17 protein-coding genes and 1 pseudogene are annotated in these 21,206 nt (G+C 48.0%); 14 read left to right on the top strand and 4 right to left on the bottom strand.

What is annotated here, in order from left to right:
- Positions 1-243: 243 nt before the first annotated feature.
- From ACUZ8J_RS06900 to ACUZ8J_RS06915, 4 genes are all read left to right on the top strand, one after another.
- Positions 244-708, top strand: coding sequence for a flavodoxin (locus ACUZ8J_RS06900; protein ID WP_011623400.1), 465 nt, complete (start codon positions 244-246; stop codon positions 706-708).
- Positions 660-2,141, top strand: a complete 1,482-nt coding sequence (locus tag ACUZ8J_RS06905) for a PTS transporter subunit EIIC (RefSeq protein ID WP_446693424.1) — start codon at positions 660-662, stop codon at positions 2,139-2,141. Before ACUZ8J_RS06900 ends, ACUZ8J_RS06905 begins: the two co-directional genes overlap by 49 nt.
- A gap of 156 nt (positions 2,142-2,297) precedes the next feature.
- Positions 2,298-3,173, top strand: a complete 876-nt coding sequence (gene purU / locus ACUZ8J_RS06910) for a formyltetrahydrofolate deformylase (protein ID WP_257748892.1) — start codon at positions 2,298-2,300, stop codon at positions 3,171-3,173.
- A 209-nt stretch (positions 3,174-3,382) separates the two neighbouring features.
- Positions 3,383-5,311, top strand: coding sequence for an HD domain-containing phosphohydrolase (locus ACUZ8J_RS06915; RefSeq protein ID WP_446693425.1), 1,929 nt, complete (start codon positions 3,383-3,385; stop codon positions 5,309-5,311).
- A 152-nt stretch (positions 5,312-5,463) separates the two neighbouring features.
- On the opposite strand, the gene ACUZ8J_RS06920 is transcribed toward ACUZ8J_RS06915, so the two are convergent.
- From ACUZ8J_RS06920 to map, 4 genes are all read right to left on the bottom strand, one after another.
- Complete coding sequence (locus ACUZ8J_RS06920; protein WP_011626710.1) at positions 5,464-5,817, bottom strand: DUF3718 domain-containing protein; 354 nt, start codon at positions 5,815-5,817, stop codon at positions 5,464-5,466.
- A gap of 222 nt (positions 5,818-6,039) precedes the next feature.
- On the bottom strand, positions 6,040-6,864 hold the full coding sequence (dapD, locus tag ACUZ8J_RS06925; protein ID WP_011623395.1) for a 2,3,4,5-tetrahydropyridine-2,6-dicarboxylate N-succinyltransferase: 825 nt from the start codon (positions 6,862-6,864) through the stop codon (positions 6,040-6,042).
- Between the two features lie 18 nt (positions 6,865-6,882).
- Positions 6,883-9,468 (bottom strand): bifunctional uridylyltransferase/uridylyl-removing protein GlnD, encoded by a 2,586-nt coding sequence (glnD, locus tag ACUZ8J_RS06930; protein ID WP_011626709.1) that lies wholly within the window; start codon positions 9,466-9,468, stop codon positions 6,883-6,885.
- Positions 9,469-9,536: 68 nt separating this feature from the next.
- Positions 9,537-10,334 (bottom strand): type I methionyl aminopeptidase, encoded by a 798-nt coding sequence (gene map, locus ACUZ8J_RS06935; RefSeq protein WP_041408815.1) that lies wholly within the window; start codon positions 10,332-10,334, stop codon positions 9,537-9,539.
- Between the two features lie 308 nt (positions 10,335-10,642).
- Between map and rpsB the strand changes: the two genes are divergently transcribed.
- From rpsB to ACUZ8J_RS06985, 10 genes and pseudogenes are all read left to right on the top strand, one after another.
- A complete protein-coding gene (rpsB, locus tag ACUZ8J_RS06940) occupies positions 10,643-11,371 on the top strand; it encodes a 30S ribosomal protein S2 (RefSeq protein ID WP_011071784.1) in 729 nt (242 codons plus the stop codon).
- 119 nt (positions 11,372-11,490) lie between these two features.
- Positions 11,491-12,342 (top strand): translation elongation factor Ts, encoded by an 852-nt coding sequence (gene tsf / locus ACUZ8J_RS06945; RefSeq protein ID WP_011623392.1) that lies wholly within the window; start codon positions 11,491-11,493, stop codon positions 12,340-12,342.
- A 69-nt stretch (positions 12,343-12,411) separates the two neighbouring features.
- A complete protein-coding gene (pyrH, locus tag ACUZ8J_RS06950; protein ID WP_011717690.1) occupies positions 12,412-13,140 on the top strand; it encodes a UMP kinase in 729 nt (242 codons plus the stop codon).
- 30 nt (positions 13,141-13,170) lie between these two features.
- Positions 13,171-13,728: a ribosome recycling factor gene (gene frr, locus ACUZ8J_RS06955; RefSeq protein ID WP_011717689.1), complete on the top strand. Its 558-nt coding sequence runs from the start codon at positions 13,171-13,173 to the stop codon at positions 13,726-13,728.
- Positions 13,729-13,810: 82 nt separating this feature from the next.
- Positions 13,811-14,638 carry a polyprenyl diphosphate synthase gene (gene uppS / locus ACUZ8J_RS06960; protein WP_011623389.1) on the top strand — a complete coding sequence of 276 codons (828 nt, stop codon included), beginning with the start codon at positions 13,811-13,813 and terminating at the stop codon, positions 14,636-14,638.
- Between the two features lie 20 nt (positions 14,639-14,658).
- A pseudogene (locus tag ACUZ8J_RS06965) lies at positions 14,659-15,515 on the top strand (phosphatidate cytidylyltransferase).
- Between the two features lie 4 nt (positions 15,516-15,519).
- Positions 15,520-16,710, top strand: coding sequence for a 1-deoxy-D-xylulose-5-phosphate reductoisomerase (ispC, locus tag ACUZ8J_RS06970; RefSeq protein WP_446693426.1), 1,191 nt, complete (start codon positions 15,520-15,522; stop codon positions 16,708-16,710).
- Positions 16,711-16,759: 49 nt separating this feature from the next.
- Positions 16,760-18,130 carry a sigma E protease regulator RseP gene (gene rseP / locus ACUZ8J_RS06975; protein WP_446693427.1) on the top strand — a complete coding sequence of 457 codons (1,371 nt, stop codon included), beginning with the start codon at positions 16,760-16,762 and terminating at the stop codon, positions 18,128-18,130.
- A gap of 31 nt (positions 18,131-18,161) precedes the next feature.
- Positions 18,162-20,642, top strand: coding sequence for an outer membrane protein assembly factor BamA (gene bamA, locus ACUZ8J_RS06980; RefSeq protein ID WP_446693428.1), 2,481 nt, complete (start codon positions 18,162-18,164; stop codon positions 20,640-20,642).
- A gap of 65 nt (positions 20,643-20,707) precedes the next feature.
- Complete coding sequence (locus tag ACUZ8J_RS06985; protein WP_023267391.1) at positions 20,708-21,205, top strand: OmpH family outer membrane protein; 498 nt, start codon at positions 20,708-20,710, stop codon at positions 21,203-21,205.
- Position 21,206: the final 1 nt, after the last annotated feature.

Genomic DNA, 21,206 nt, shown 5'->3' on the forward strand with positions numbered 1-21,206 from the left:
CGCCGGAACGGTTAGCGGGAATTGCAGATTTTGCTGGGCGGCGTGAAAGTAATGTTTGCGTCTAATTTGGGTGGTTTTATGTTGGTGCTTGAGGTGTTTTTGCCTATTGCTCTGTCGCATCAGTTTGCTTCCTCATGCTCAATAACTTGATTTATAAAATTTTTACCTTGTTGCTTGCCCTAAAGCCTCACAATAAAGTAACTTCAGCTAAGTTGCGTTTACGCATGTGGCACGGAGTATATCATGAAAAAAGTTAATCTGGTGTTTGGCACAGTGTATGGTAGCGCACAATTTACCGCCGAAACCTTAGAAAAAGCGCTGACAGAACTCGGTTATGACGCCAAATTGTGGCAACCGAATGAAATAAGTCAATTTACGCCGCCACAGGATGAGCTGTTAGTGGTAGTGACTTCGACCACTGGGCAAGGGGATTTACCCGACGATATTCAGCCCTGGTACTATCATCTTAAGGAGACAGCGCCTTATCTGCCTGAGCTGAAATACAGTGTGATAGCACTCGGCGATTCGAGTTACGATACCTTTTGCGGTGCGGGTAAATCGGTAGATGAATTGCTCAGTGAGTTAGGTGCTAAACCCGTTGTGGCGCGTCTTGAAATTGATGCCTGTGAAACCATGGAACCTGAGGTCGAAGCGATAAAATGGCTGGAAAGCTGGAATCAAATCGTCAAATCCGAACGCGCTGCTTAGGTCATTTCGTTACTCAACAGTGGTTTAAATTTGCCCAGCGTTTAAGTCAGGCGCTGTTAATCCCTATTGCCATTTTGCCCGCGGCGGGTGTGATGCTGGGCTTAACCGTGAGTCCAATCCCTTTTATGCCTGAGGTGCTAACCGTATTGATGCTGGCGGTTGGCAAGCTGATTTTTGCCATCATGCCCATGTTGTTTGCGGTGGCGGTGGCGATAGGGTTTTGCCGCGATCAAGGCATCGCCGCTTTTACTGCCGTATTTGGTTATGGGGTGATGACGGCCACCTTAGCCGCCTTAGCGGATCTTTATCAACTGCCGACCCAATTACTACTTGGCATGGAAACCTTAGATACAGGGATTGCTGGCGGCATGTTGATTGGTGGCGTGACTTGCTTTGCCGTGCGCTGGAGCCAATATATTCGCCTGCCTGCGATTTTCTCCTTTTTCGAGGGGCGGCGCAGCGCCTCTTTATTGATCATTCCGTTGGCGATGGGGTTAGGTTATATCCTTGCCCATGTGTGGCCGCCGTTATCTCTGCTCATCGAGCGTGTGTCCGACTGGGCGGTTTACCAAAAACCGGCCATCGCCTTTGGTGTTTATGGCGCGCTCGAACGTTTACTCATTCCCCTTGGTTTGCATCATATCTGGAATGCACCTTTCTATTTAGAAGTTGGCCAATACCAGTTACAGAACTCTGAAGTGGTTCGGGGTGAAGTGGCGCGCTATTTAGCGGGCGATCCGCAGGCGGGGAATTTAGCGGGCGGCTATTTGATTAAAATGTGGGGATTGCCCGCAGCGGCGCTGGCGATTTGGCGCTGTGCCGATCCCTCGGAGCGTAATCGGGTCGCGGGCATTATGCTTTCCGCTGCGGCGGCCAGTTGGCTAACGGGCGTGACTGAACCGATTGAGTTTGCCTTTATGTTTGTGGCGCCGATTTTATTTCTTATCCATGTGGTGTTGTCGGGGCTGGCATATTTTGTCTGCATCTTACTCGATATTCACCACAGTATTGTGTTCTCCCATGGGTTGGTGGATTTCACGCTGTTGTTTTCCCTGTCGCGCAATACGGGCTGGTTTGCATTCTTAGGGCCGCTGACGGCGGTGATTTATTACCTGCTGTTTAGGGGCAGTATTTTGGCATTTAATTTAAAGACGCCAGGACGACTCGAACCCGATGAACCCCATGGTGCCAAAGAGAGCTTAAGGGCCATCATTGCGGCATTGGGCGGTCGCGAGAATATTGTTGAGCTCAATGCTTGTCTCACCCGTTTACGTTTAAGTGTGCACAGCCCTGAGCTCGTCAATAAAGTGCGACTCAGCCAGCTCGGTGCTAAGGGCGTGATAGTGATGGGCAAAGGTGTACAAGTGGTGTATGGCACCAAAGCCGAAACCCTACGCAAAGTCTTGCAGCGTTATTTAGATACCCGGCGTTAATATTGAATCTTATTGAAATTAATCGCTGCTTTATTGTGTTTAATAAAGTTAACTCACAATAAATTCACTTTTTATCACAAAAAATAAGCTTTTCATGCTGTGTGAGTGAATGGGCTATGGCACACTCAAATAAGGGACCATAGAGGAGATCAGATTTTGCAGTCACAGCATGAAGTAGTATCGAACGCACAACCCGCCTTAGCACGTAAAATCCTGATGACAGATTGCGCCGATGCCCAAGGGCTTATCGCCAAAATCACCAGTGTTTGCTTCAATCATCAGCTTAACATCATTAAAAACAGTGAGTTTGTGGATAATGCTCAGGGGCGATTTTTTATGCGTACTGAGCTCGAAGGGCACTTTAACAGCGAGCAATTATTGCAGGATCTGCGTGAGGTGTTACCCGCCCAAAACCATATGACCTTAGTCAGCGCAGGCAAAAAGCGCATCGTCGTGTTAGTTACAAAAGAAGCCCATTGTTTGGGCGATCTGCTGATGAAGGCTTACTATGGCGGCTTGAATGTTGAGATAGCTGCCGTGGTGGGTAACCATGATGTGTTAAGGGAATTGGTTGAAAAATTCGATATTCCTTTTCATCTCGTGAGCCACGAAGGGCTCGACAGAATTCAGCATGAGCAAGCGTTATTGGCCGCCGTGTCACAATACACGCCCGATTATTTAGTGCTCGCAAAATATATGCGGGTGCTGACGCCGGATTTTGTTGCCGAATATCCAAACCGTATCATCAATATCCATCATTCTTTCTTACCAGCCTTTATTGGTGCAGCACCTTATCGCCAAGCCTGGGAGCGAGGGGTAAAAATCATCGGTGCGACGGCGCATTTTGTGAATAATTGCCTCGATGAAGGACCGATCATTAAGCAGGACGTGATCCCCGTCGATCACAGTTATAGCGCGCTTGAAATGGCCAAAGCGGGGCGCGATGTCGAAAAAAGCGTCCTCAGTAAAGCGTTACAGCTAGTGCTGAATGAGCAAGTGGTGGTTTACGGTAATAAAACCATTGTTTTTTAAGGCTAACTTGCTTGTATTAACTTGAAATATAGCTGCGGACTTGCCGATTAAGACTTTAGGATTAACAGGCTGCCTTGGGCTTGCTATCAGTAAGGTTACTTGCAATATTTAAGACGTGATCACCTAGTTGCTGTACCTTGAGCTGAACCTCAAGCACTTGATTTGGGATTGTTGTTCGGCCAGTGCATCCATCATGGAAGGGGTGTTTGATGTCTATGAGCCGTAGCCTCATTATAGGAATAAAAGACCTGCCCGAGGATTTACCTTTGTCTTGGGCACGGCTAGATAGTCAGTTTCGGGTGCAGTGCATGAGCCGGGCGTTTTATCAGTGTTGCCATCGCTCGGCGGCACAGATCATCAATCAGCCGATTTGTCAGTTATTCACTGAATTTAATGCCGAACTTTGCCGCGATATTCTTCAACGTACCGATAACTACATCGGGCTGGTACTGCGGGATAATCAGGGCATGCGGGTGCATTTTGCCCTGTACGCTATTCCTGAGCTGGGCTGGCAACTCTTCCTCTCAGAAATCAATTTCGAAGAATGGCCACTCAAAGGACTGCATGCCGATTATCGCCAAGCGATTCAAGCGAGCGATGCTTGGTTGCAACATATTGATGATGTAATCCAATCTCCACAGGAACAAGTGTTTAAGGTCGCTGTCGCAAAGGCGATTGCGTTGATGAACAGTCGCTACGGTTTTATTTTACTGCATAACGATAAATCCAAGTCACTCACCCTCGCGGCCCGTTCGGACTATCCCGCGCCTAAGGTCAATCAGGCCGAATTTGTCGAAGAAAATACCCAAGCCTCAGAGCTGGAAAGTCAGTTATGGCAGGAGTGTGTTAAAGATTACAAACCCATTATTGAGAATACGTTAGCGGATAATCGGCCAGATAATTTGTTGTTTGACCGCTTACTGCTGGGGGAGCGCTATCTTGCTGTGCCTATGGTGTTCCATAACCGCTTAGCCGGGATAGTGTGTGTCGTGGGGCGAGACGAGCCCTATAGCCGCAATGATGCCCGTTCGCTCCTGACCTTCGCGAGTATTTTATGGCATTCGATTGAGCTTCCCCGCAGTCTGCGGGCGGTGTCGCGCCAATCAAAAATCATCAAGGCGCAAAAGGAGCAGTTATCCCAATCCTTGACCCAGCTTATCAGCGCGATTTCGGAGGCGCTGGAATTAAAGGATGCCTATACCGCTGGGCACCAAAAATCGGTTGCCCAGTTAAGCTATTTGATTGGTGAAAAACTCGGGCTTGAACCGCAGCGATTAGAAGGGCTTAAAATCGGTGCGCTGGTACACGATATTGGTAAGCTTGCGATCCCGTCGCAGATTTTGACTAAACCCTCTAAATTATCTAAAGAAGAGTACGCATTAATCCAAACTCATCCGTTGCATGGGGCCGAAATTGTTGCTGATGTGGAATTCCCTTGGCCGATTAAGCAGATGATTTTGCAGCACCACGAGCGGCTCGATGGCTCGGGTTATCCCTTAGGCTTGAAGGATAAAGCGATCCTTTATGAGGCTAAGATCATTGCCGTGGCCGATGTGGCCGACTCTATCTTGTCCCATCGCCCTTATCGTCCTTCTATGGGGTTGGCTAAAATGACTGAGGTATTAAAAGCAGGTCGAGGCAGCTTGTTTGACGCAAAAATTGTCGATACTTGCTTAGAGATTTTAATCAATCGAGAGCTGAGTATCAGTGACCATGTCGGCGCTGCGGTATTGGATCCTGTGGTGTCTGTGACACTCGACCATGAGCTTGCCGATGTCAAACGTTTATTAACTGCGGCCCATGCCAAGGTGGCGGTGGTGCTCGATGAGAGCCATAAAATCATCGGTGTGATCACTCAGCGCCTTGTCGATTATTGGCTTAGCCCCTTGATTGGCACTGCGGCGGAGCGGGAACACGACAGGGCATTCCTGCGAAAAAAAGCCCATCAAATTATGGAGCACTCAGTGCCTTTGATTAGCGATGTCGCCACCTCTGAAGATGCCTTGCAGCTGCTTAACCAAATGGATACTGAGTTTTTGGTCGTGGTGAATAAAGCTCAGCATGCGATAGGTGTGATTGGTTGGCGAACCATCGCCATGGCCAATAAGGACCGCCAAGAGGCGGAGCGGTTGATTTGACAACTTTGTTTGGATTTATCTGCGTTGGCTACATGAACTGAACCCAAGGTGTCTGCCGCATGTGCTCCAAATCGTCATTAATCGTTCATCCCTTAAATCGATAGCAATAAAAAGGCGTCAAATTGACGCCTAATCTTACCGTGACGTTCAAATTAAAAATTAACGGCATACACCTCATCCATTGAATTTTGGGCGATATCTTTGATGGTGACAGTACCTTGTACATAACGGCCAATACGTTTAGCGGTTTTGTCTGCGCCTTGGCTGAGGGCGAACTGATGGAAGCTTTCGCCGTTACAGACCAAACGAGGGAATATCCGAGCTTGGTTGATGCGGTATTCCTGCATAGTGTTGCTAAATGAGATCAGATTATTACTGGCTCCAGCCTTACAAACCGCCACTAAAGTATTTTCTAACTGTGGATCCATGGCGGCAAAAGCGTTTGAGCCTATTCCTATAGTGCAGAGTAGGGCGGCACCGCCCAATTTTACCAATGTTGCTTTCATCTTTAGCTCCTTGACGGGTGAGTAGACCCTTTGAGTAAAGTCTGTTTTTACCGGCCTTGCAGAGGGATTTGGCCGCAGAAGTGTATCTAAATGTGGGGTTGGGAACAGAGTGTGTCTCGGTGTAACTTGATGTGTCTTTGAGCCCTTTGGAGTGTGTTTTTACCATAAAAAATGCCAAGCATTAGCTTGGCATTTTGGCATGGTGTACAGCATGAATATGGCTTAATCGACGATACGTAACAGTTCGTTGATACCCACTTTACCGCGGGTTTTCGCATCCACTTTTTTAACGATAATCGCAGCGTATAGGCTGTATTTACCGCAAGCCGATGGCAGGTTACCCGATACTACGACCGAGCCAGCTGGTACGCGGCCATAGTGGATTTCGCCCGTTTCACGGTCATAGATACGGGTGCTTTGGCCGATATAAACGCCCATTGAAATCACAGAGCCTTCTTCAACAACAACGCCTTCGACAATCTCAGAGCGTGCGCCGATAAAGCAGTTGTCTTCAATAATGGTCGGACCCGCTTGCAGCGGCTCGAGTACGCCACCGATGCCAACACCGCCAGATAAGTGCACGTTCTTACCGATTTGCGCACATGAGCCAACGGTTGCCCAAGTGTCAACCATAGTGCCTTCGTCAACGTAGGCGCCAAGGTTCACGTAAGAAGGCATTAACACAGTGTTTTTACCGATAAAAGAGCCTTTACGTACGGTTGCCGATGGCACCACACGGATGGCTTCGGCTTTAAAGCGGGCTTCGTCATACTCGGCGAACTTTAACGGTACTTTATCGAAATATTTGGTTTCGGCACCATCGATAACCGCGTTATCGAAAATACGGAATGACAGTAATACCGCCTTCTTCAACCATTGATGTACATGCCATTGGCCATCGATTTTCTCGGCGACGCGCAGTTCACCTTTATCGAGCATATTGATGACATTTTGCACATCGTTACGCACGCTTGCGTCAACAGTGCTTGGTGTGATGTCGGCACGCGCTTCAAATGCGGCCTCAATACGTTGGCGTAAAGCCTCCATTTACTTCTCCCGTTTTGGTTAATTGGTTGACTCTGTGTTGATGGCGCTCAGCGCGCTAATCAAGGCTTCCTTGAGCGTGTTCTCTTGGGTTTCATTGAGTTGCAAGCCATCATTGGTTTGCAAAATAAAAAAGTCTTCGGCTCGCTCGCCAATGGTGGTGATTTTGGCGGCCAGCAAGGTCGTGTTGCAGCGATAAAAAATATCGCCCACTTTAGCTAATAATCCCGGCGTATCCAAGGCGATGAGTTCCATCATACTTGTACCATGACGGTTACTCTCAAGGAAACTCACCTGAGTGGGAACATTAAAAGGTTTCATCTTGCGTGACAGCTTTCTAAAGCGTGGCAGCTTAGGGTTATCGCTCGCAAGCGCCTTTTCAAGGGCCTTACGGATACTCTGAATGCGTGAGAGTTGGCTCACGGGGGCGCCGTCTTGCTCGAGGATAACGAAGGTGTCAAGGGCGTAATTATCCTTCGACGTCATAATGTTAGCGTCGTGGACGTTGATGTTTTTATTGTCGAGCACCGCCATCACGGTGGCGAACAGCTTAGGCCTGTCCTGACAGTAGACAAAGAGCTCTGTGCCGCCGCGTGTGGTGTGTTTGGACACCAGCACCAGTGGCTCATCTAGCTGTTTATGCTTAAGGATAGCTTCGGCATGCCAAGCGACCTGATTCGGCTGGTGGCGCAAAAAGTAGTCGGCCTTAAAGCGTTGCCAGAGGGTATCTAAATCTTTTTCTTTCACGCCACGGCGAAGCAGGTCTTTCTTGGCCTTGGCTTGGTATTCGCGCACCCGCGCGCGGATATCGACGGGTTTTTCTTTCCCCCGCGCCAGCACCCTTTGGGTGGAGAAATACAAGTCACGCAGCAGTGAGCCTTTCCAGTTGTTCCAGGTCTTCTCGTTGGTGGCGCAGATATCGGCGACGGTTAAGCAATATAAATAACTTAAATGCACCGCATCGCGCACTTTGCTGGCAAAGTCGGCCACCACATCGGGATCGGAAATATCGCGGCGTTGGGCAGTTACCGACATCACTAAGTGATTTTCGACCAGCCAAGCGACTAAGCGGCCATCGTGGTCGTTCAAGCCGTGGAGCTTACAGAAGGCGAGGGCATCACTTGAGCCAAGCTTGCTGTGATCGCCGCCGCGGCCCTTGGCGATATCATGGAAAATTGCGCCGAGTACCAACAAACCTTTTTTCGGTAACTGATTGATAAGCACTGAGCCTAGAGGAAACTCTTCCTTCTGCTCCGGCTGTGAGAAGCGCTCGATGTTGAGCAGCAATCTGTGGGTGTGTTCATCCACCGTATAGGCATGGAACAGGTCAAACTGCATTTGGCCTTCGATATTGCGCCATGCGGGCAAATAGGCCGACAGCACCCCGTGCTTATGCATCAGCGATAAGGCCGCGATGCCACGAGGATGTTTTAAGATTTCCATAAAGGCTTGGCGGCACTGCGGATTTTCCTGCAAGGGTTGCAGCTGTGCTCGGCGTGCGCGCCTTAGCGATCTCAGTGTCGGCGCATAAATGCCTTTAATATTGGAGTTTTTAGCGACATGGACAAAGAGGCGTACAATTTCTTCGCCACTATCGAATAAATCGTCCCTTAGGGCCTCGATAAAGGCACCGCGGCGTTGATAGTTATTGTCAATCGCTTGAATTTCTAAGGCCTTGGTTTGGCCAAGAGTCGCCCGCTTAAACAGTTGCAGCAGCATTTCGTTCAGCTCCATCACCCGGCGTACCGTGCGATAGTAGCGTTTCATCATCTGCTCAACGGCAAGTTGAGTGGCGTCTTCATAACCCATCAGCTCGGCTACTTGGCGCTGAACATCGAACAGCAGGCGATTTTCATCGCGCCCGACCGCCATATGCAGGGCAAAGCGCAGCTTCCACAGAAAATGCTGACACTCGAGCAGCTCTTCTAACTCGGCGGGTTCTAAAAATTCGTATTGAACCAGTTCTTCTAGGCGTGAGGCGCCAAAGTGGCGCATGGCAACCCAGGCGATGGTTTGAATGTCCCGCAGGCCGCCTGGGCAGCTTTTGATGTTGGGCTCAAGATCGAAGGCGCTCGCCTTGGCATGGCGGGCCGTTTGTTCATCTCGTTTGGCGATAAAGAACTGGCTCGACGTCCAAAAGTCGCTCTGGCGGATGGCGTCATAGAGTTGATCAAACAGGGATTCTGGGCCTGAGAGTAGCCGAGCCTCGAGCAGGTTAGTGGCGATGGTAATGTCTTCTCGACCCAGATTTAAGGTATCGCTGAGGGTGCGAACACTGTGGCCAATTTCAAGGCTGGCGTCCCATAAAAAGGCGATAAATTCGCTCAGTGCGGTTTCAGCCGCCTGCGATAACTCACCTTCGAACAGGAATAATAAATCGACATCCGAGTGCGGATGTAACTCGCCGCGACCATAGCCGCCAACGGCTATCAAGGCGATAGGATATTGGTCCAGACCGTGCTGTTGCCAGGCCTGTTTGACGAGGGAATCGACGAACTGACAGCGCTGCGTCACTAGCTCTTCAATCGGGGTTTTGGCCTTGAATCTTGCTAAAAGCGTTTGATTCTGTTCGATTAATGATTGTTTAGCTAGCAGAGCTGTATTCATCGAGTCCCTTGTTTGGATGAGTTAGGTGTTCAGTAATCCTCTGAGTCCTAACGTACTAAGTATGTCGCTTAGTGATTAATGATACGCGGGAAGTCTTCTTCATCACGCAGAGTCAGGACTTCTACACCGGTTTCGGTCACTAATAATGTATGTTCCCATTGGGCAGAGTTTTTACCATCGGAGGTGGTGACAGTCCACTTATCGTCACGGTCTAACACTGTGGTGTGGCGACCAGCGTTGATCATCGGCTCAATGGTAAAACACATGCCAGGGCGTAAAATGGTGTTATCGCCATTACGGTAGTGCATGACTTGCGGCTCTTCATGGAACCCGGCACCAATACCGTGACCACAATAATCTTGCACGATGGAATATTTCTCAAGACCTGTTTTGCTGGCTTTGATGAATTTTTCGATAGTATTGCCGATTTCTCCCAGTTTTAACCCCGGGCGAACCTTACGAATGGCCAGGTATAAACTCTCTTGCGCGATACGGCACAGGCGTTTGTCCTTAGGGCTGACTTCACCGATTAAGAACATTTTAGAGGTATCACCGTGGTAACCGTCTTTGATGACTGTGATATCGATATTGAGAATATCGCCATCCTTGAGAACGCGGTCACTCGGAATACCATGGCAAATAACGTTGTTTAACGAAGTACAAATCGACTTAGGAAAACCATGGTAGTTGAGCGGGGCAGAAATCGCGCCTTGCTCTTCGGTATATTTGGCGCAGATATCGTTTAGTTCATTAGTGCTCACGCCAGCCTTAACATAAGGTGCGATCATTTCTAATACTTGTGCGGCCAGCTTACCCGCTGCGCGCATTTTCTCGATTTCTTCTGCTGTCTTAATGACTATACTCATTGCGTTTTCTCTTGTGTCTTCGATGTCTATTGGCGGCATCTACCCGATGCAAAAATTTGTGCTTTAGGGCTATTTATGGTATAAAGCGCGCCGTTATGTTTAAGTCTTGCAGGATGTATAAGGTCAGCTTTTGCTTATCTTAACTCAAGGCAAGACTAAAGATGGCGGCCATTATACATGGCAATTTATCTAAATACTAAATCACACACGTGTCGACACATTCTTCGGGGTGCCCTCAGCTGTTAACTGCGGGGTCGAAGACATGGGATACGTGGAGGTCTAACCCCCTAAATTTTAAGGTAATAGAAATGACTACAGTTTCAATGCGCGATATGCTCCAGGCCGGTGTCCACTTCGGTCACCAAACCCGTTACTGGAACCCAAAAATGAAGCCATTCATTTTCGGTGCTCGCAACGGCGTTCACATCATCAACCTAGAGCATACTGTGCCAATGTTCAATGAAGCACTGGCTTTCATCAGCAACGTTGCTTCAAAGAAAGGTAAAGTATTATTCGTTGGTACTAAACGTGCTGCTGGCGAAGCGATCAAAGAAGCTGCTATTTCTTGCGATCAGTACTACGTTGATCACCGCTGGTTAGGCGGTATGCTGACTAACTGGAAAACCGTTCGTCAGTCAATCAAACGTCTGAAAGAACTGGAAAGCCAATCAGTAGACGGTACTTTCGACAAGCTGACCAAGAAAGAAGCGCTGATGCGTACTCGTGAGCTTGAAAAGCTGGAAAAATCTTTAGGCGGTATTAAGAACATGGGCGGCCTGCCAGACGTATTATTCGTTATCGGCGCTGACCACGAGCATATCGCTATTAAAGAAGCTAACAACCTGGGTATCCCTGTTGTTGCAGTTGTTGATACTAACTCTGCTCCAGACGGTGTTAACTACATCGTTCCTGGTAACGACGACGCAATGCGCGCTATTCGCCTGTACACTACTTCTGTTGCTGCAGCTGCTAACGCTGGCCGTGGTCAAGATTTAGCTGTTCAAGCTGAGCAAGACGGTTTCGTAGAAGCCGAATAATAATAAGGCGGGATGAGTTTCATCACCCTTATTAACCAAGATTTTGATTGGTTAACAGGGGCCATTCGGCCCCTGTTTTATATCTGCAAATTAGTCGAATTTTTAGAGAGGATTTAACAATGGCAATTTCTGCTGCCCAAGTTAAAGAACTGCGCGAGCGTACTGGCGCAGGCATGATGGATTGTAAAAAAGCGTTAGAAGAAACCAACGGCGACATGGAGTTAGCAATTGACAACATGCGTAAGTCTGGTGCTGCTAAAGCTGCTAAGAAAGCAGGTAACATCGCTGCTGACGGTACTATCCTGATCAAAAACGGTGAAGGTTTCGCAGTACTGTTAGAAGTAAACTGCCAAACTGACTTCGTTGCTAAAGATGCGAACTTCTTAGGTTTTGCTAACGCTGTTTTAGACGTTGCTGCAGCGTCTAAAGTGTCTTTAGAAGACTTAAAAGCCCAATTCGAAGAAGCCCGTGTTGCTCTGGTTGCTAAAATCGGTGAAAACATCAACGTTCGTCGCGTTGAGTACATCGACGGCACTCAATTAGCTTCTTACCGTCACGGTGAGCGTATTGGTGTTGTAGTAACTGGTGAAGCGGATGAGGAAACTCTGAAGCACTTAGCAATGCACGTTGCTGCTTCTAAGCCAGAATACGTTAACCCAGAAGACGTTCCAGCAGACGTAGTTGCTCGTGAACAAGCTCTGCAAATCGAAATCTCTATGAATGAAGGCAAGCCTGCTGAAATCGCAGAGAAAATGGTTGTTGGTCGTATGAAGAAGTTCACCGGTGAGATCTCTCTGACTGGTCAAGCTTACATCATGGAACCAAAGAAAACTGTTGGCGAATTCTTGAAAGAGAAAGGCGCTAAAGTCACTAACTTCATTCGTTTAGAAGTGGGTGAAGGTATTGAGAAGAAAGAAGAAGATTTCGCAGCTGAAGTTGCTGCTCAAATCGCCGCTTCTAAAAAGGCTTAATCGCCAACGCTAAATACCCCCAAGACCGCAGCAATGGCTGCGGTCTTGTTATGACCAGGACAAAAAAATATGAGCACCAATCCAAAACCTGCATTTAGACGCATTCTTCTAAAATTAAGTGGCGAGGCACTGATGGGCGACGAAGGCTTCGGCATCGACCCTAAAGTGTTAGATCGCATGGCTCAAGAAGTGAAAGAGCTGGTAGAGTTAGGCATTCAGGTGGGTGTGGTCATTGGTGGTGGTAATCTATTTCGCGGTGAAGGCCTAGCAAAAGCGGGCATGAACCGTGTGGTGGGCGATCACATGGGTATGCTGGCAACGGTTATGAACGGCTTGGCCATGCGTGATGCCCTGCACCGTGCCTATGTTAATGCTCGTCTGATGTCGGCAATCCCGTTAAAAGGGGTATGCGACGACTACAATTGGGCTGAGGCTATCAGCTTATTAAAATCAGGCCGTGTAGTGATTTTTGCTGCGGGTACTGGTAACCCATTCTGCACTACCGATTCTGCTGCTTGCTTACGCGGCATTGAAATCGAAGCAGAAGTCGTGCTAAAAGGCACTAAAGTTGACGGCGTTTATTCTGACGACCCGATGAAAAATCCAGAAGCAGTGAAGTACGATGAATTATCGTACACTGAAGTACTGGACAAAGAATTAAAAGTAATGGACTTAGCAGCCTTTACGATGGCGCGTGATCATGACATGCCAATCCTAGTATTCAACATGAACAAACCTGGTGCACTACGCCGCGTGGTCATGGGTGAAGAAGAAGGCACATTGATCAAAGCGAAATAAGTTATTTAATGACCAAGAAGGACATTTAACGTGATTGCAGATATTAAAAAAGATGCTCAAGAACGCATGGGTAAATGCGTAGAAGCGACTAAGAACCAAATGGCGAAAGTACGTACTGGTCGTGCACACCCAAGCTTACTGGACTCTATCCAAGTGTCTTACTACGGCACTATGACCCCGCTGAACCAAGTGGCGAACGTGGGTATTGAAGATGCGCGTACTCTGTCTGTGACTGTATTCGACCGTAGTGCAATCCAAGCGGTTGAGAAAGCGATTATGAGCTCAGACCTTGGCTTAAACCCAATGTCAGCTGGCGCAACCTTACGTATTCCATTACCCGCACTGACTGAAGAACGTCGTAAAGACTTTATCAAAGTGGTTCGTGCAGAAGCCGAAGGCGGCCGTGTGGCGATTCGTAACGTACGTCGTGACGCGATTTCTGAAGTGAAGAAACTCGAAAAAGCCAAAGAATGTACTGAAGATGATGTTCGTCGCTTTGAAGACGAAGTGCAAAAGTTCACCGATGCTCACATTAAGAAGGTCGATGAGATTTTAGCGGCTAAAGAAATTGAGTTGATGGAAGTCTAATCTCAGGCGCTATAAGCTAGAGTTGCTACGCCGTGTAGGGGTATACTACACGGCGTTTGTCTATTTTAAAGGGTTGTAATAGATGTCATCCACAGTGGAATTTGATCCGCAATCTAGGTCAACTGAGCAGGATGCTTGTGCTCAGACAAGCTTACCGGAGGTATTACCCGAACTCGTTAAACAGTCATTACCTAAACATGTTGCGATTATTATGGATGGTAATGGACGTTGGGCTCAAACCCAGGGCAAACCACGAGTGATGGGGCATAAAGCCGGCGTAAAGGCGGTGAGACGTGCGGTGAGTGCGGCCAGTCAGTTAGGGATACAATCGCTGACGCTATTTGCGTTTTCCAGCGAGAATTGGCGTAGACCCGATAAAGAAGTCAGCTTGCTGATGGAATTGTTTTTTACCGTGTTACAACGGGAAATTAAGTTACTCGATAAAAACCAAGTCCGATTGAATATCATCGGCGATATCAGCCGTTTTTCTGCGCGTTTACAAAAACAAATTCGTGCCGCAGAAGAAAAAACTGCAGGCAATAGTGGATTGATATTGAATGTAGCGGCCAATTACGGTGGCCGTTGGGACATACTGCAAGCAGCGCAAAAGTTAGCTGAAAAGGTGGAAAATGGCGAAATGACCAGCAGTCAGTTCACCGAAGAAGCCTTGAGTGAACATTTGTGCATGCAAAATCAGAGTGAAGTTGATTTAATGATCCGTACGGGTGGGGATTACCGGATCAGCAATTTTGTGCTCTGGCAGGCTGCCTATGCTGAATTGGTGTTTATGGACACCCTTTGGCCTGATTTTGATGAACAGGCTTTTCATGAAGCGATTGCTACTTTTGCCAGTCGCCAGCGCCGTTTTGGTTTGACCGGAAGTCAAATTGATGAGATGCGCGCATTGTAAAACGTCATGAGGGATTTTTTTTGCTAAAACAACGTATAATAACAGCAATTTGGTTAATTCCATTAGTTTTGGGAGCGATCTTTTTACTCCCCGTAGAGACTTTGCTTGGGCCTTAGTGGCCGTGTTTCTGATTGCCGCTAAGGAGTGGGGCAGGATCATCGATAGTCAATGTGATGTGACTCAATGGAGTTTTACTTGCACCGTCGGTATTTTACTTATCGCCTTGAATTTAATTGTTCCCGCCGACACCATTTGGCTTAGGGGACAAATTCATCCTATCTATCTTGCCGTGATTGCCATCGGCGCATTCTGGTGGATAGTGTCACTGCTGTTGGTGGTCACTTACCCTAAGAGTGCCAAACTCTGGCAAAAGAACCCGATGCTAAAGTCCATGTTTGGACAACTCACCTTAGTGCCGTGTTTTGTGGCGCTGATTGCACTCAAATCCATTAGTTCGCATATATCGCCTTACTATGGCGCATCATTGGTATTACTGGTGATGCTGATTGTCTGGGCGGCCGATTCGGGCGCGTATTTTGTCGGTAAAGCGGTCGGCAAGACCAAGCTGATGCCTGCGGTGAGCCCTGCTAAAACTCTAGAGGGTTTATTGGGCGGCCTGATGACAACACTGATTGTTGTCGCTGGCGTGATGTATATTTCACCTGAGCAGGAATTAGGGTTAGTGGTTGCGGTTACCATTTTCGTGGCACTGATTTCGGCGCTTGGCGATTTATCCGAGAGTATGTTTAAGCGTGCCGCCTGCATCAAAGACTCTGGCACGATTCTACCTGGGCATGGTGGCGTACTCGATCGCATCGACAGCCTCACTGCGGCCTTGCCGGTGTTTACCTTAATCTACATTGCATTTTGGATGTAACGCTATGCAAAATATGGTGATTTTGGGCGCAACTGGGTCGATTGGTGCCAGCACTTTAAGTGTGATTTCGGCTAATCCCGATGCCTATCGTGTTTACGCTTTAGTGGCGAATGCGAGTGTCGATAAGATGCTCGCCCTGTGTGTGACCCATCGCCCCCAAGTCGCCCATATGGTCGATAGTCAGGCCGCATTAGCGCTACAAGCCAAGCTTCCCCCCGAGCTTAATATCCAAGTCAGTAGCGGTGAGGATGAACTCATCGCCTTAGTCACAGCCACTGAAGTGGATACTGTGATGGCCGCTATCGTCGGCGCAGCGGGGCTTGTGCCCACCTTAGCCGCCGTCAAGGCGGGTAAGCGTGTATTGCTTGCCAATAAAGAAGCCTTGGTGATGTCAGGTGAACTCTTTATTGAGGCCACTAAAGCCTCCGGCGCGACTCTATTGCCGGTTGATAGTGAGCACAATGCGATTTTCCAATGCTTACCCGAAGAAGTGCAGGCCAATTTGGGCCGCTGTGATTTAGGCGCATCGGGAATTTCCCATATTTTACTGACCGGCTCGGGCGGCCCCTTCTTGACCGCGGAGCTTGCAAGCCTTGCATCGATGACGCCAGCACAGGCCTGTAAACATCCAAACTGGTCGATGGGGCCGAAAATTTCAGTCGACTCCGCCACTATGATGAATAAGGGCTTGGAGTTTATTGAAGCGCGCTGGTTGTTTAATACCCAGAAAGACCAATTAAAGGTGGTTATTCATCCGCAGAGCGTTATCCATTCGATGGTGCAATACCGCGATGGCAGTGTGATCGCGCAAATGGGTAACCCGGATATGCGTACACCGATTGCACATTGTATGTCCTATCCACAAAGAATTAGCTCTGGCGTTGAACCTTTGGATTTTTTCAAAGTCGGACAGTTAAGCTTTTGTGAGCCGGACTTTAATCGCTTTCCTTGTTTGGCGTTAGCGATCGCCGCTTGTGCCCAAGGCCAAGAAGCAACTACGGTACTCAATGCCGCCAATGAAATCGCCGTTGAGGCATTTTTACAGGGGCAGATTGGTTTTACCCATATCGCTAAGGTGAATGAAGCTTGTTTATCATCAGTGCCTAAACGGGCGATGACCAGCATCGATGATATTATCGCCCTCGATGCGCAAACGCGGATATATGCCCGCGAACAGTTAGCGAAATTGGCTTAATTCCCATAGATGAGGAATAAGCGAATTTGACGATGACATAAGGAGTGGAATGTTAGATTTTTTGTGGAACTTAGGTTCGTTTATCGTTGCGCTTGGGCTGCTTATCACCGCCCACGAATACGGCCATTTCTATGTTGCACGCCGCTGTGGCGTGAAGGTTGAACGTTTCTCGATTGGTTTTGGTAAGGCGATTTGGCGCAAAGTAGGTCAAGATGGCACTGAGTACGTCATCGCCATGATCCCGTTAGGCGGTTATGTCAAAATGCTTGATGAACGAGTAGAAGACGTACCCGATGAGTTAAAGGACCAAGCCTTTAACCGTAAAAGTGTATGGCAACGGATTGCGATTGTAGCCGCAGGTCCGATTGCAAACTTTATCTTTGCAATTATCGCACTGTATTTAATGTATATAATTGGCGTGCCATCGCTCAAGCCTGTGATTACCTCAACCACACCTGGCACAGCGGCGGCGCAAATCCAAGTGAATGAGCCGATGCAAGTGACGGCAATTTCTGGCCAGCCTGTACGCAATTGGGAAGAAGTGAATTTAGCGCTAGTTGGCCATATCGGCGATGACAGCTTAACCGTCTCCCTTGCGCCGCTAAATGGCTTGCAGGGTTTAGACACCACAGCTCGCACTTACACCCTTGATACCCGCGAGTGGCGTTTCGACCCAGAAAAAGAGTCGCCAATTACAGCGTTGGGTCTGGGCGTGTATCGCCCTGCGATTGAGCCACAAATTGCGCTCATCAGCGAAGGCAGTGCGGCGGCTAAGAGTGACCTGAAGGTCGGTGATACCTTGGTTGCCATCAATGGCCAAAATTACACCGATTGGCAAGCTTTTGTTGACATTATTCAACATTCTGCCAATGTGCCTGTGGAGTTAACAGTGCGCCGTAATGGCGAGCAGTTTGCCATCTCCGTGACACCTGCAAGTGTTAAAAATAGTGATGGCAAAGAGGTAGGCGTGCTCGGGGTGAGCCCTGCTCAGGCACAGTGGCCTGAGAATATGCGCCTGCAACTCGAATATGGCCCAATCGAATCTTTTGCTATCGCAGCCGATAAAACATGGCAACTTGTTGCTGTGAGCTTTAAGATGATTGGCAAATTATTTACTGGCGATGTGTCAGTGAAAAACTTAAGTGGACCTATCTCAATCGCACAGGGTGCGGGCAATAGTGCAAACTATGGCTTGGTTTACTTTCTCGGTTTCCTCGCGCTTATCAGTGTCAATTTAGGCATCATTAACCTGCTGCCATTGCCTGTGCTCGATGGGGGACACCTGCTGTATTACTTCGTTGAGGTAATCACTGGTAAACCTGTGTCTGAAAAGGTGCAGGAAATAGGATTCAGATTTGGGGCAGCATTGCTGCTGATGTTGATGAGCATCGCGCTCTTCAATGACTTTGCCCGACTCTGAGCAAGGACAGACTAATAATTAGAAGTGCTCTATGAGATTGAATAAACTTTTTGCCTCGATGTTATTCGTCGGTGCGTCGTTTTCAGGGACTGTGTTGGCGGATACTTTCCAACCCTTTGAAGTGACCGACATCCAAGTTGAAGGTTTGCAGCGAGTCGCACTGGGTGCTGCCTTGTTAAGCTTACCAGTGAAAGTGGGTGACACTGTTGACCAGTTAAAAATTCAACAAGCCATTAAAAGCCTGTACGCATCGACTAACTTTGAGAACATCTCAGTCAGTCATGATGGCGGTGTGTTGATTGTCAAAGTCACTGAGCGACCAACGATCAGTGCCGTGACCTTTGAAGGCAACAAAGACATTAAAGATGAGCAGTTACAGGAAAGTCTGGACGGCTCAGGCGTGAAAGTCGGCGAGTCCTTAGACCGTACTATGCTGACGGGCATCGAGAAGGGATTACAAGACTTCTACTACGGTGTAGGTAAATACGGCGCGAAAGTCGAAGCGCAGGTGATTAACTTACCCCGTAACCGTGTCGAACTCAAATTCAAGTTCACTGAAGGTTTAGCGGCTGAAATTCGCCAAATTAACGTGGTTGGCAACAAAGAGTTCACTGATGCCGAGCTTATCGGCATGTTAGAGCTTAAAGACTACGTGGCCTGGTGGGATCTGTTCGGTGAGCGTCGTTACCAGAAGCAAAAGTTGCAAGCCGACCTTGAAACCATTAAAACCTATTACCACAACAAGGGTTATATTCGCTTTGAAGTCACCTCGACTCAAGTGGCGATGACGCCTGACCGTAAAGGTTTGTATATCACCATCAACGTCAACGAAGGTGAGAAGTACAAGGTTAAAGACGTTAACCTCACCGGCGACTTAATGGGCCGTGAAGAGTTAATGAAATCGATTCTGCCAATTAAGGCGGGCGATATGTACAACGGTGGTGATGTGACCTTCACCGAAGAGATGTACAGCAAGTACTTAGGCCGTTTTGGTTACGCGTACCCTGAAGTCAAAACCTACCCTGAAATTGATGATAAAACTAAGGAAGTGACCTTAAACATCAATATCAAGCCGGGTAAACGTGTGTATGTTCGCTCCATCAACTTTACGGGCAACACAGTCACTAAAGATGAAGTGATGCGCCGCGAGCTGCGTCAGATGGAAGGTGCTTGGTTAAACTCGGCGCAGGTTGAGCAATCTAAAGCCCGTCTAAACCGTTTAGGCTTCTTCGAAACCGTTGATACCGAAACCATTCAAGTGCCAGGTACCGACGATTTAGTCGATGTGGCCGTGAAGGTTAAAGAGCAGCCTTCAGGCTCATTCAACGCGGGTGTGGGTTACGGTACCGAATCTGGTTTAAGTCTGCAGTTTGGTGTGCAGCAAAATAACTTCCTCGGTACAGGTAATCAAGCGGGCGTGAGTTTAAGCACCAACAAGTACTCTAAAAACGTTAACTTATCTTACACCGATCCTTACTGGACCAAAGATGGAGTGAGCTTAGGTGGCAGCGTTTACTGGAACGAGTTTGATGCGAACGAGGCCAACCTTGAACGCTACAAAAATAGCTCCTATGGTGTGGCATTAAACTCTGGCTTCCCAATTAACGAGTACAACCGTATCAACGGTGGTATTGGCTACCGCCATAATACGATTTCAGAAATTTCAGCCTATGAACAGGCGCTGCGTTTTTACAATATTTACCGTGAAGATGATCCAAATGCCGACTTAAGTTTTGATAACTTCGAGCTGAGTTTAGGTTGGTATCGCAGTACCTTAAACCGCGGCACCTTCCCAACGGATGGTTCGTCGCAGCGTTTAAGCGGTAAAATGACAGTACCAGGCTCAGATCTGCAGTACTTTAAGACTGATTTCGATACCAACTTCTATTTCCCCATCAACCGCAGCCACAGTTTTGTGCTGTTAGCGCGCGGTCGTTTAGGTTATGGCAACGGCTATGGTCAATTTAATGATAATGACCAAATCCTGCCATTCTGGGAAAACTACTATTCAGGTGGAAGTAGTTCACTACGTGGCTTTAAGTCTAACTCGGTTGGTCCGCGTTCATTCTATCTCTACCGAGGCAGTGAGCCTTGTGCGCCTGATCCATCGGGTGACGGTTGTAGCTTACCGGGCGATCCAAATAGTATTCAGGTCAGTTCTGGTCGTTCAATCGGTGGTAACGCCATTGCAACGGCCAGTATGGAGCTGATTGTGCCAACGCCATTCTTGGATGAGGCTTACACTAACTCTGTTCGTACCAGCTTCTTCATTGATGCGGGTAACGTATGGGATACTGAGTTCGATTTTGCTAAGTATCAAACGCTGCCAGCGGAAGAGTTTGATAAGTTGCAGGACTACAGCGATCCTGGCCGTATCAGAGCCTCTTGGGGTTTAAGCTTACAGTGGTTGTCTCCTATGGGACCAATGGTATTCAGCTTGGCGTGGCCGATTAAAGAATACGAAGGCGATCAAACAGAGATCTTCTCGTTCAATATTGGCAAAACTTTTTAAAAGGCATACACTCGGCAGGTTTTGCTGAATATAACAAAGGTAACAAGGAGTCTATTTTGAACAAGATGGTAAACCGTGCCCTGGTGACGTTGGCTTTATTAGGTGCACCTTTAGCGGCGCAGGCAGAAAATATTGCTGTTGTTGATATGGGCGCTGTATTTGAACAGTTACCTCAACGTGAGCAAATCACTCAATCTCTCAAATCTGAGTTTGGTGATCGCATGTCTGAAGTTCAGAAAATGCAAGAAGAAATGCGCTCTCTGATGGAGAAGCAGCAACGTGATGGCGCGTTAATGAATGACACGCAAAAAACCGAGCTGGTTCGCAAGATGGAAGCGTTAAAATCTGAATATCAGTTGAAAGGTAAAGCGTTGGATGAAGACCTACGTCGTCGCCAAGGTGAAGAGCAAAACAAACTGTTAGTTAAGGTGCAAAAAGCCATTAACACTATCGCTGAAAAAGAAAAATACGATTTAGTTTTACAGCGTGGTGCCGTGATTTATGTTAAGCCAAATGCTGACATTAGTGGCAAAGTGGTTGAAGCCTTAAGCAAAGGCAAGTAAT

The sequence above is a fragment of the Shewanella sp. Koi 1 genome (assembly GCF_052907445.1).

Excerpts from the sequence above, each read along its gene's own strand:
- ACUZ8J_RS06900 (WP_011623400.1), top strand. The coding sequence starts at position 244 with ATGAAAAAAGTTAATCTGGTGTTTGGCACAGTGTATGGTAGCGCACAA.
- ACUZ8J_RS06905 (WP_446693424.1), top strand. The coding sequence starts at position 660 with ATGGCTGGAAAGCTGGAATCAAATCGTCAAATCCGAACGCGCTGCTTA.
- ACUZ8J_RS06915 (WP_446693425.1), top strand. The coding sequence starts at position 3,383 with ATGTCTATGAGCCGTAGCCTCATTATAGGAATAAAAGACCTGCCCGAG.
- ACUZ8J_RS06920 (WP_011626710.1), bottom strand. The coding sequence starts at position 5,817 with ATGAAAGCAACATTGGTAAAATTGGGCGGTGCCGCCCTACTCTGCACT.
- dapD (WP_011623395.1), bottom strand. The coding sequence starts at position 6,864 with ATGGAGGCTTTACGCCAACGTATTGAGGCCGCATTTGAAGCGCGTGCC.
- glnD (WP_011626709.1), bottom strand. The coding sequence starts at position 9,468 with ATGAATACAGCTCTGCTAGCTAAACAATCATTAATCGAACAGAATCAA.
- map (WP_041408815.1), bottom strand. The coding sequence starts at position 10,334 with ATGAGTATAGTCATTAAGACAGCAGAAGAAATCGAGAAAATGCGCGCA.
- rpsB (WP_011071784.1), top strand. The coding sequence starts at position 10,643 with ATGACTACAGTTTCAATGCGCGATATGCTCCAGGCCGGTGTCCACTTC.
- tsf (WP_011623392.1), top strand. The coding sequence starts at position 11,491 with ATGGCAATTTCTGCTGCCCAAGTTAAAGAACTGCGCGAGCGTACTGGC.
- pyrH (WP_011717690.1), top strand. The coding sequence starts at position 12,412 with ATGAGCACCAATCCAAAACCTGCATTTAGACGCATTCTTCTAAAATTA.
- uppS (WP_011623389.1), top strand. The coding sequence starts at position 13,811 with ATGTCATCCACAGTGGAATTTGATCCGCAATCTAGGTCAACTGAGCAG.
- ispC (WP_446693426.1), top strand. The coding sequence starts at position 15,520 with ATGCAAAATATGGTGATTTTGGGCGCAACTGGGTCGATTGGTGCCAGC.
- rseP (WP_446693427.1), top strand. The coding sequence starts at position 16,760 with ATGTTAGATTTTTTGTGGAACTTAGGTTCGTTTATCGTTGCGCTTGGG.
- bamA (WP_446693428.1), top strand. The coding sequence starts at position 18,162 with ATGAGATTGAATAAACTTTTTGCCTCGATGTTATTCGTCGGTGCGTCG.
- ACUZ8J_RS06985 (WP_023267391.1), top strand. The coding sequence starts at position 20,708 with ATGGTAAACCGTGCCCTGGTGACGTTGGCTTTATTAGGTGCACCTTTA.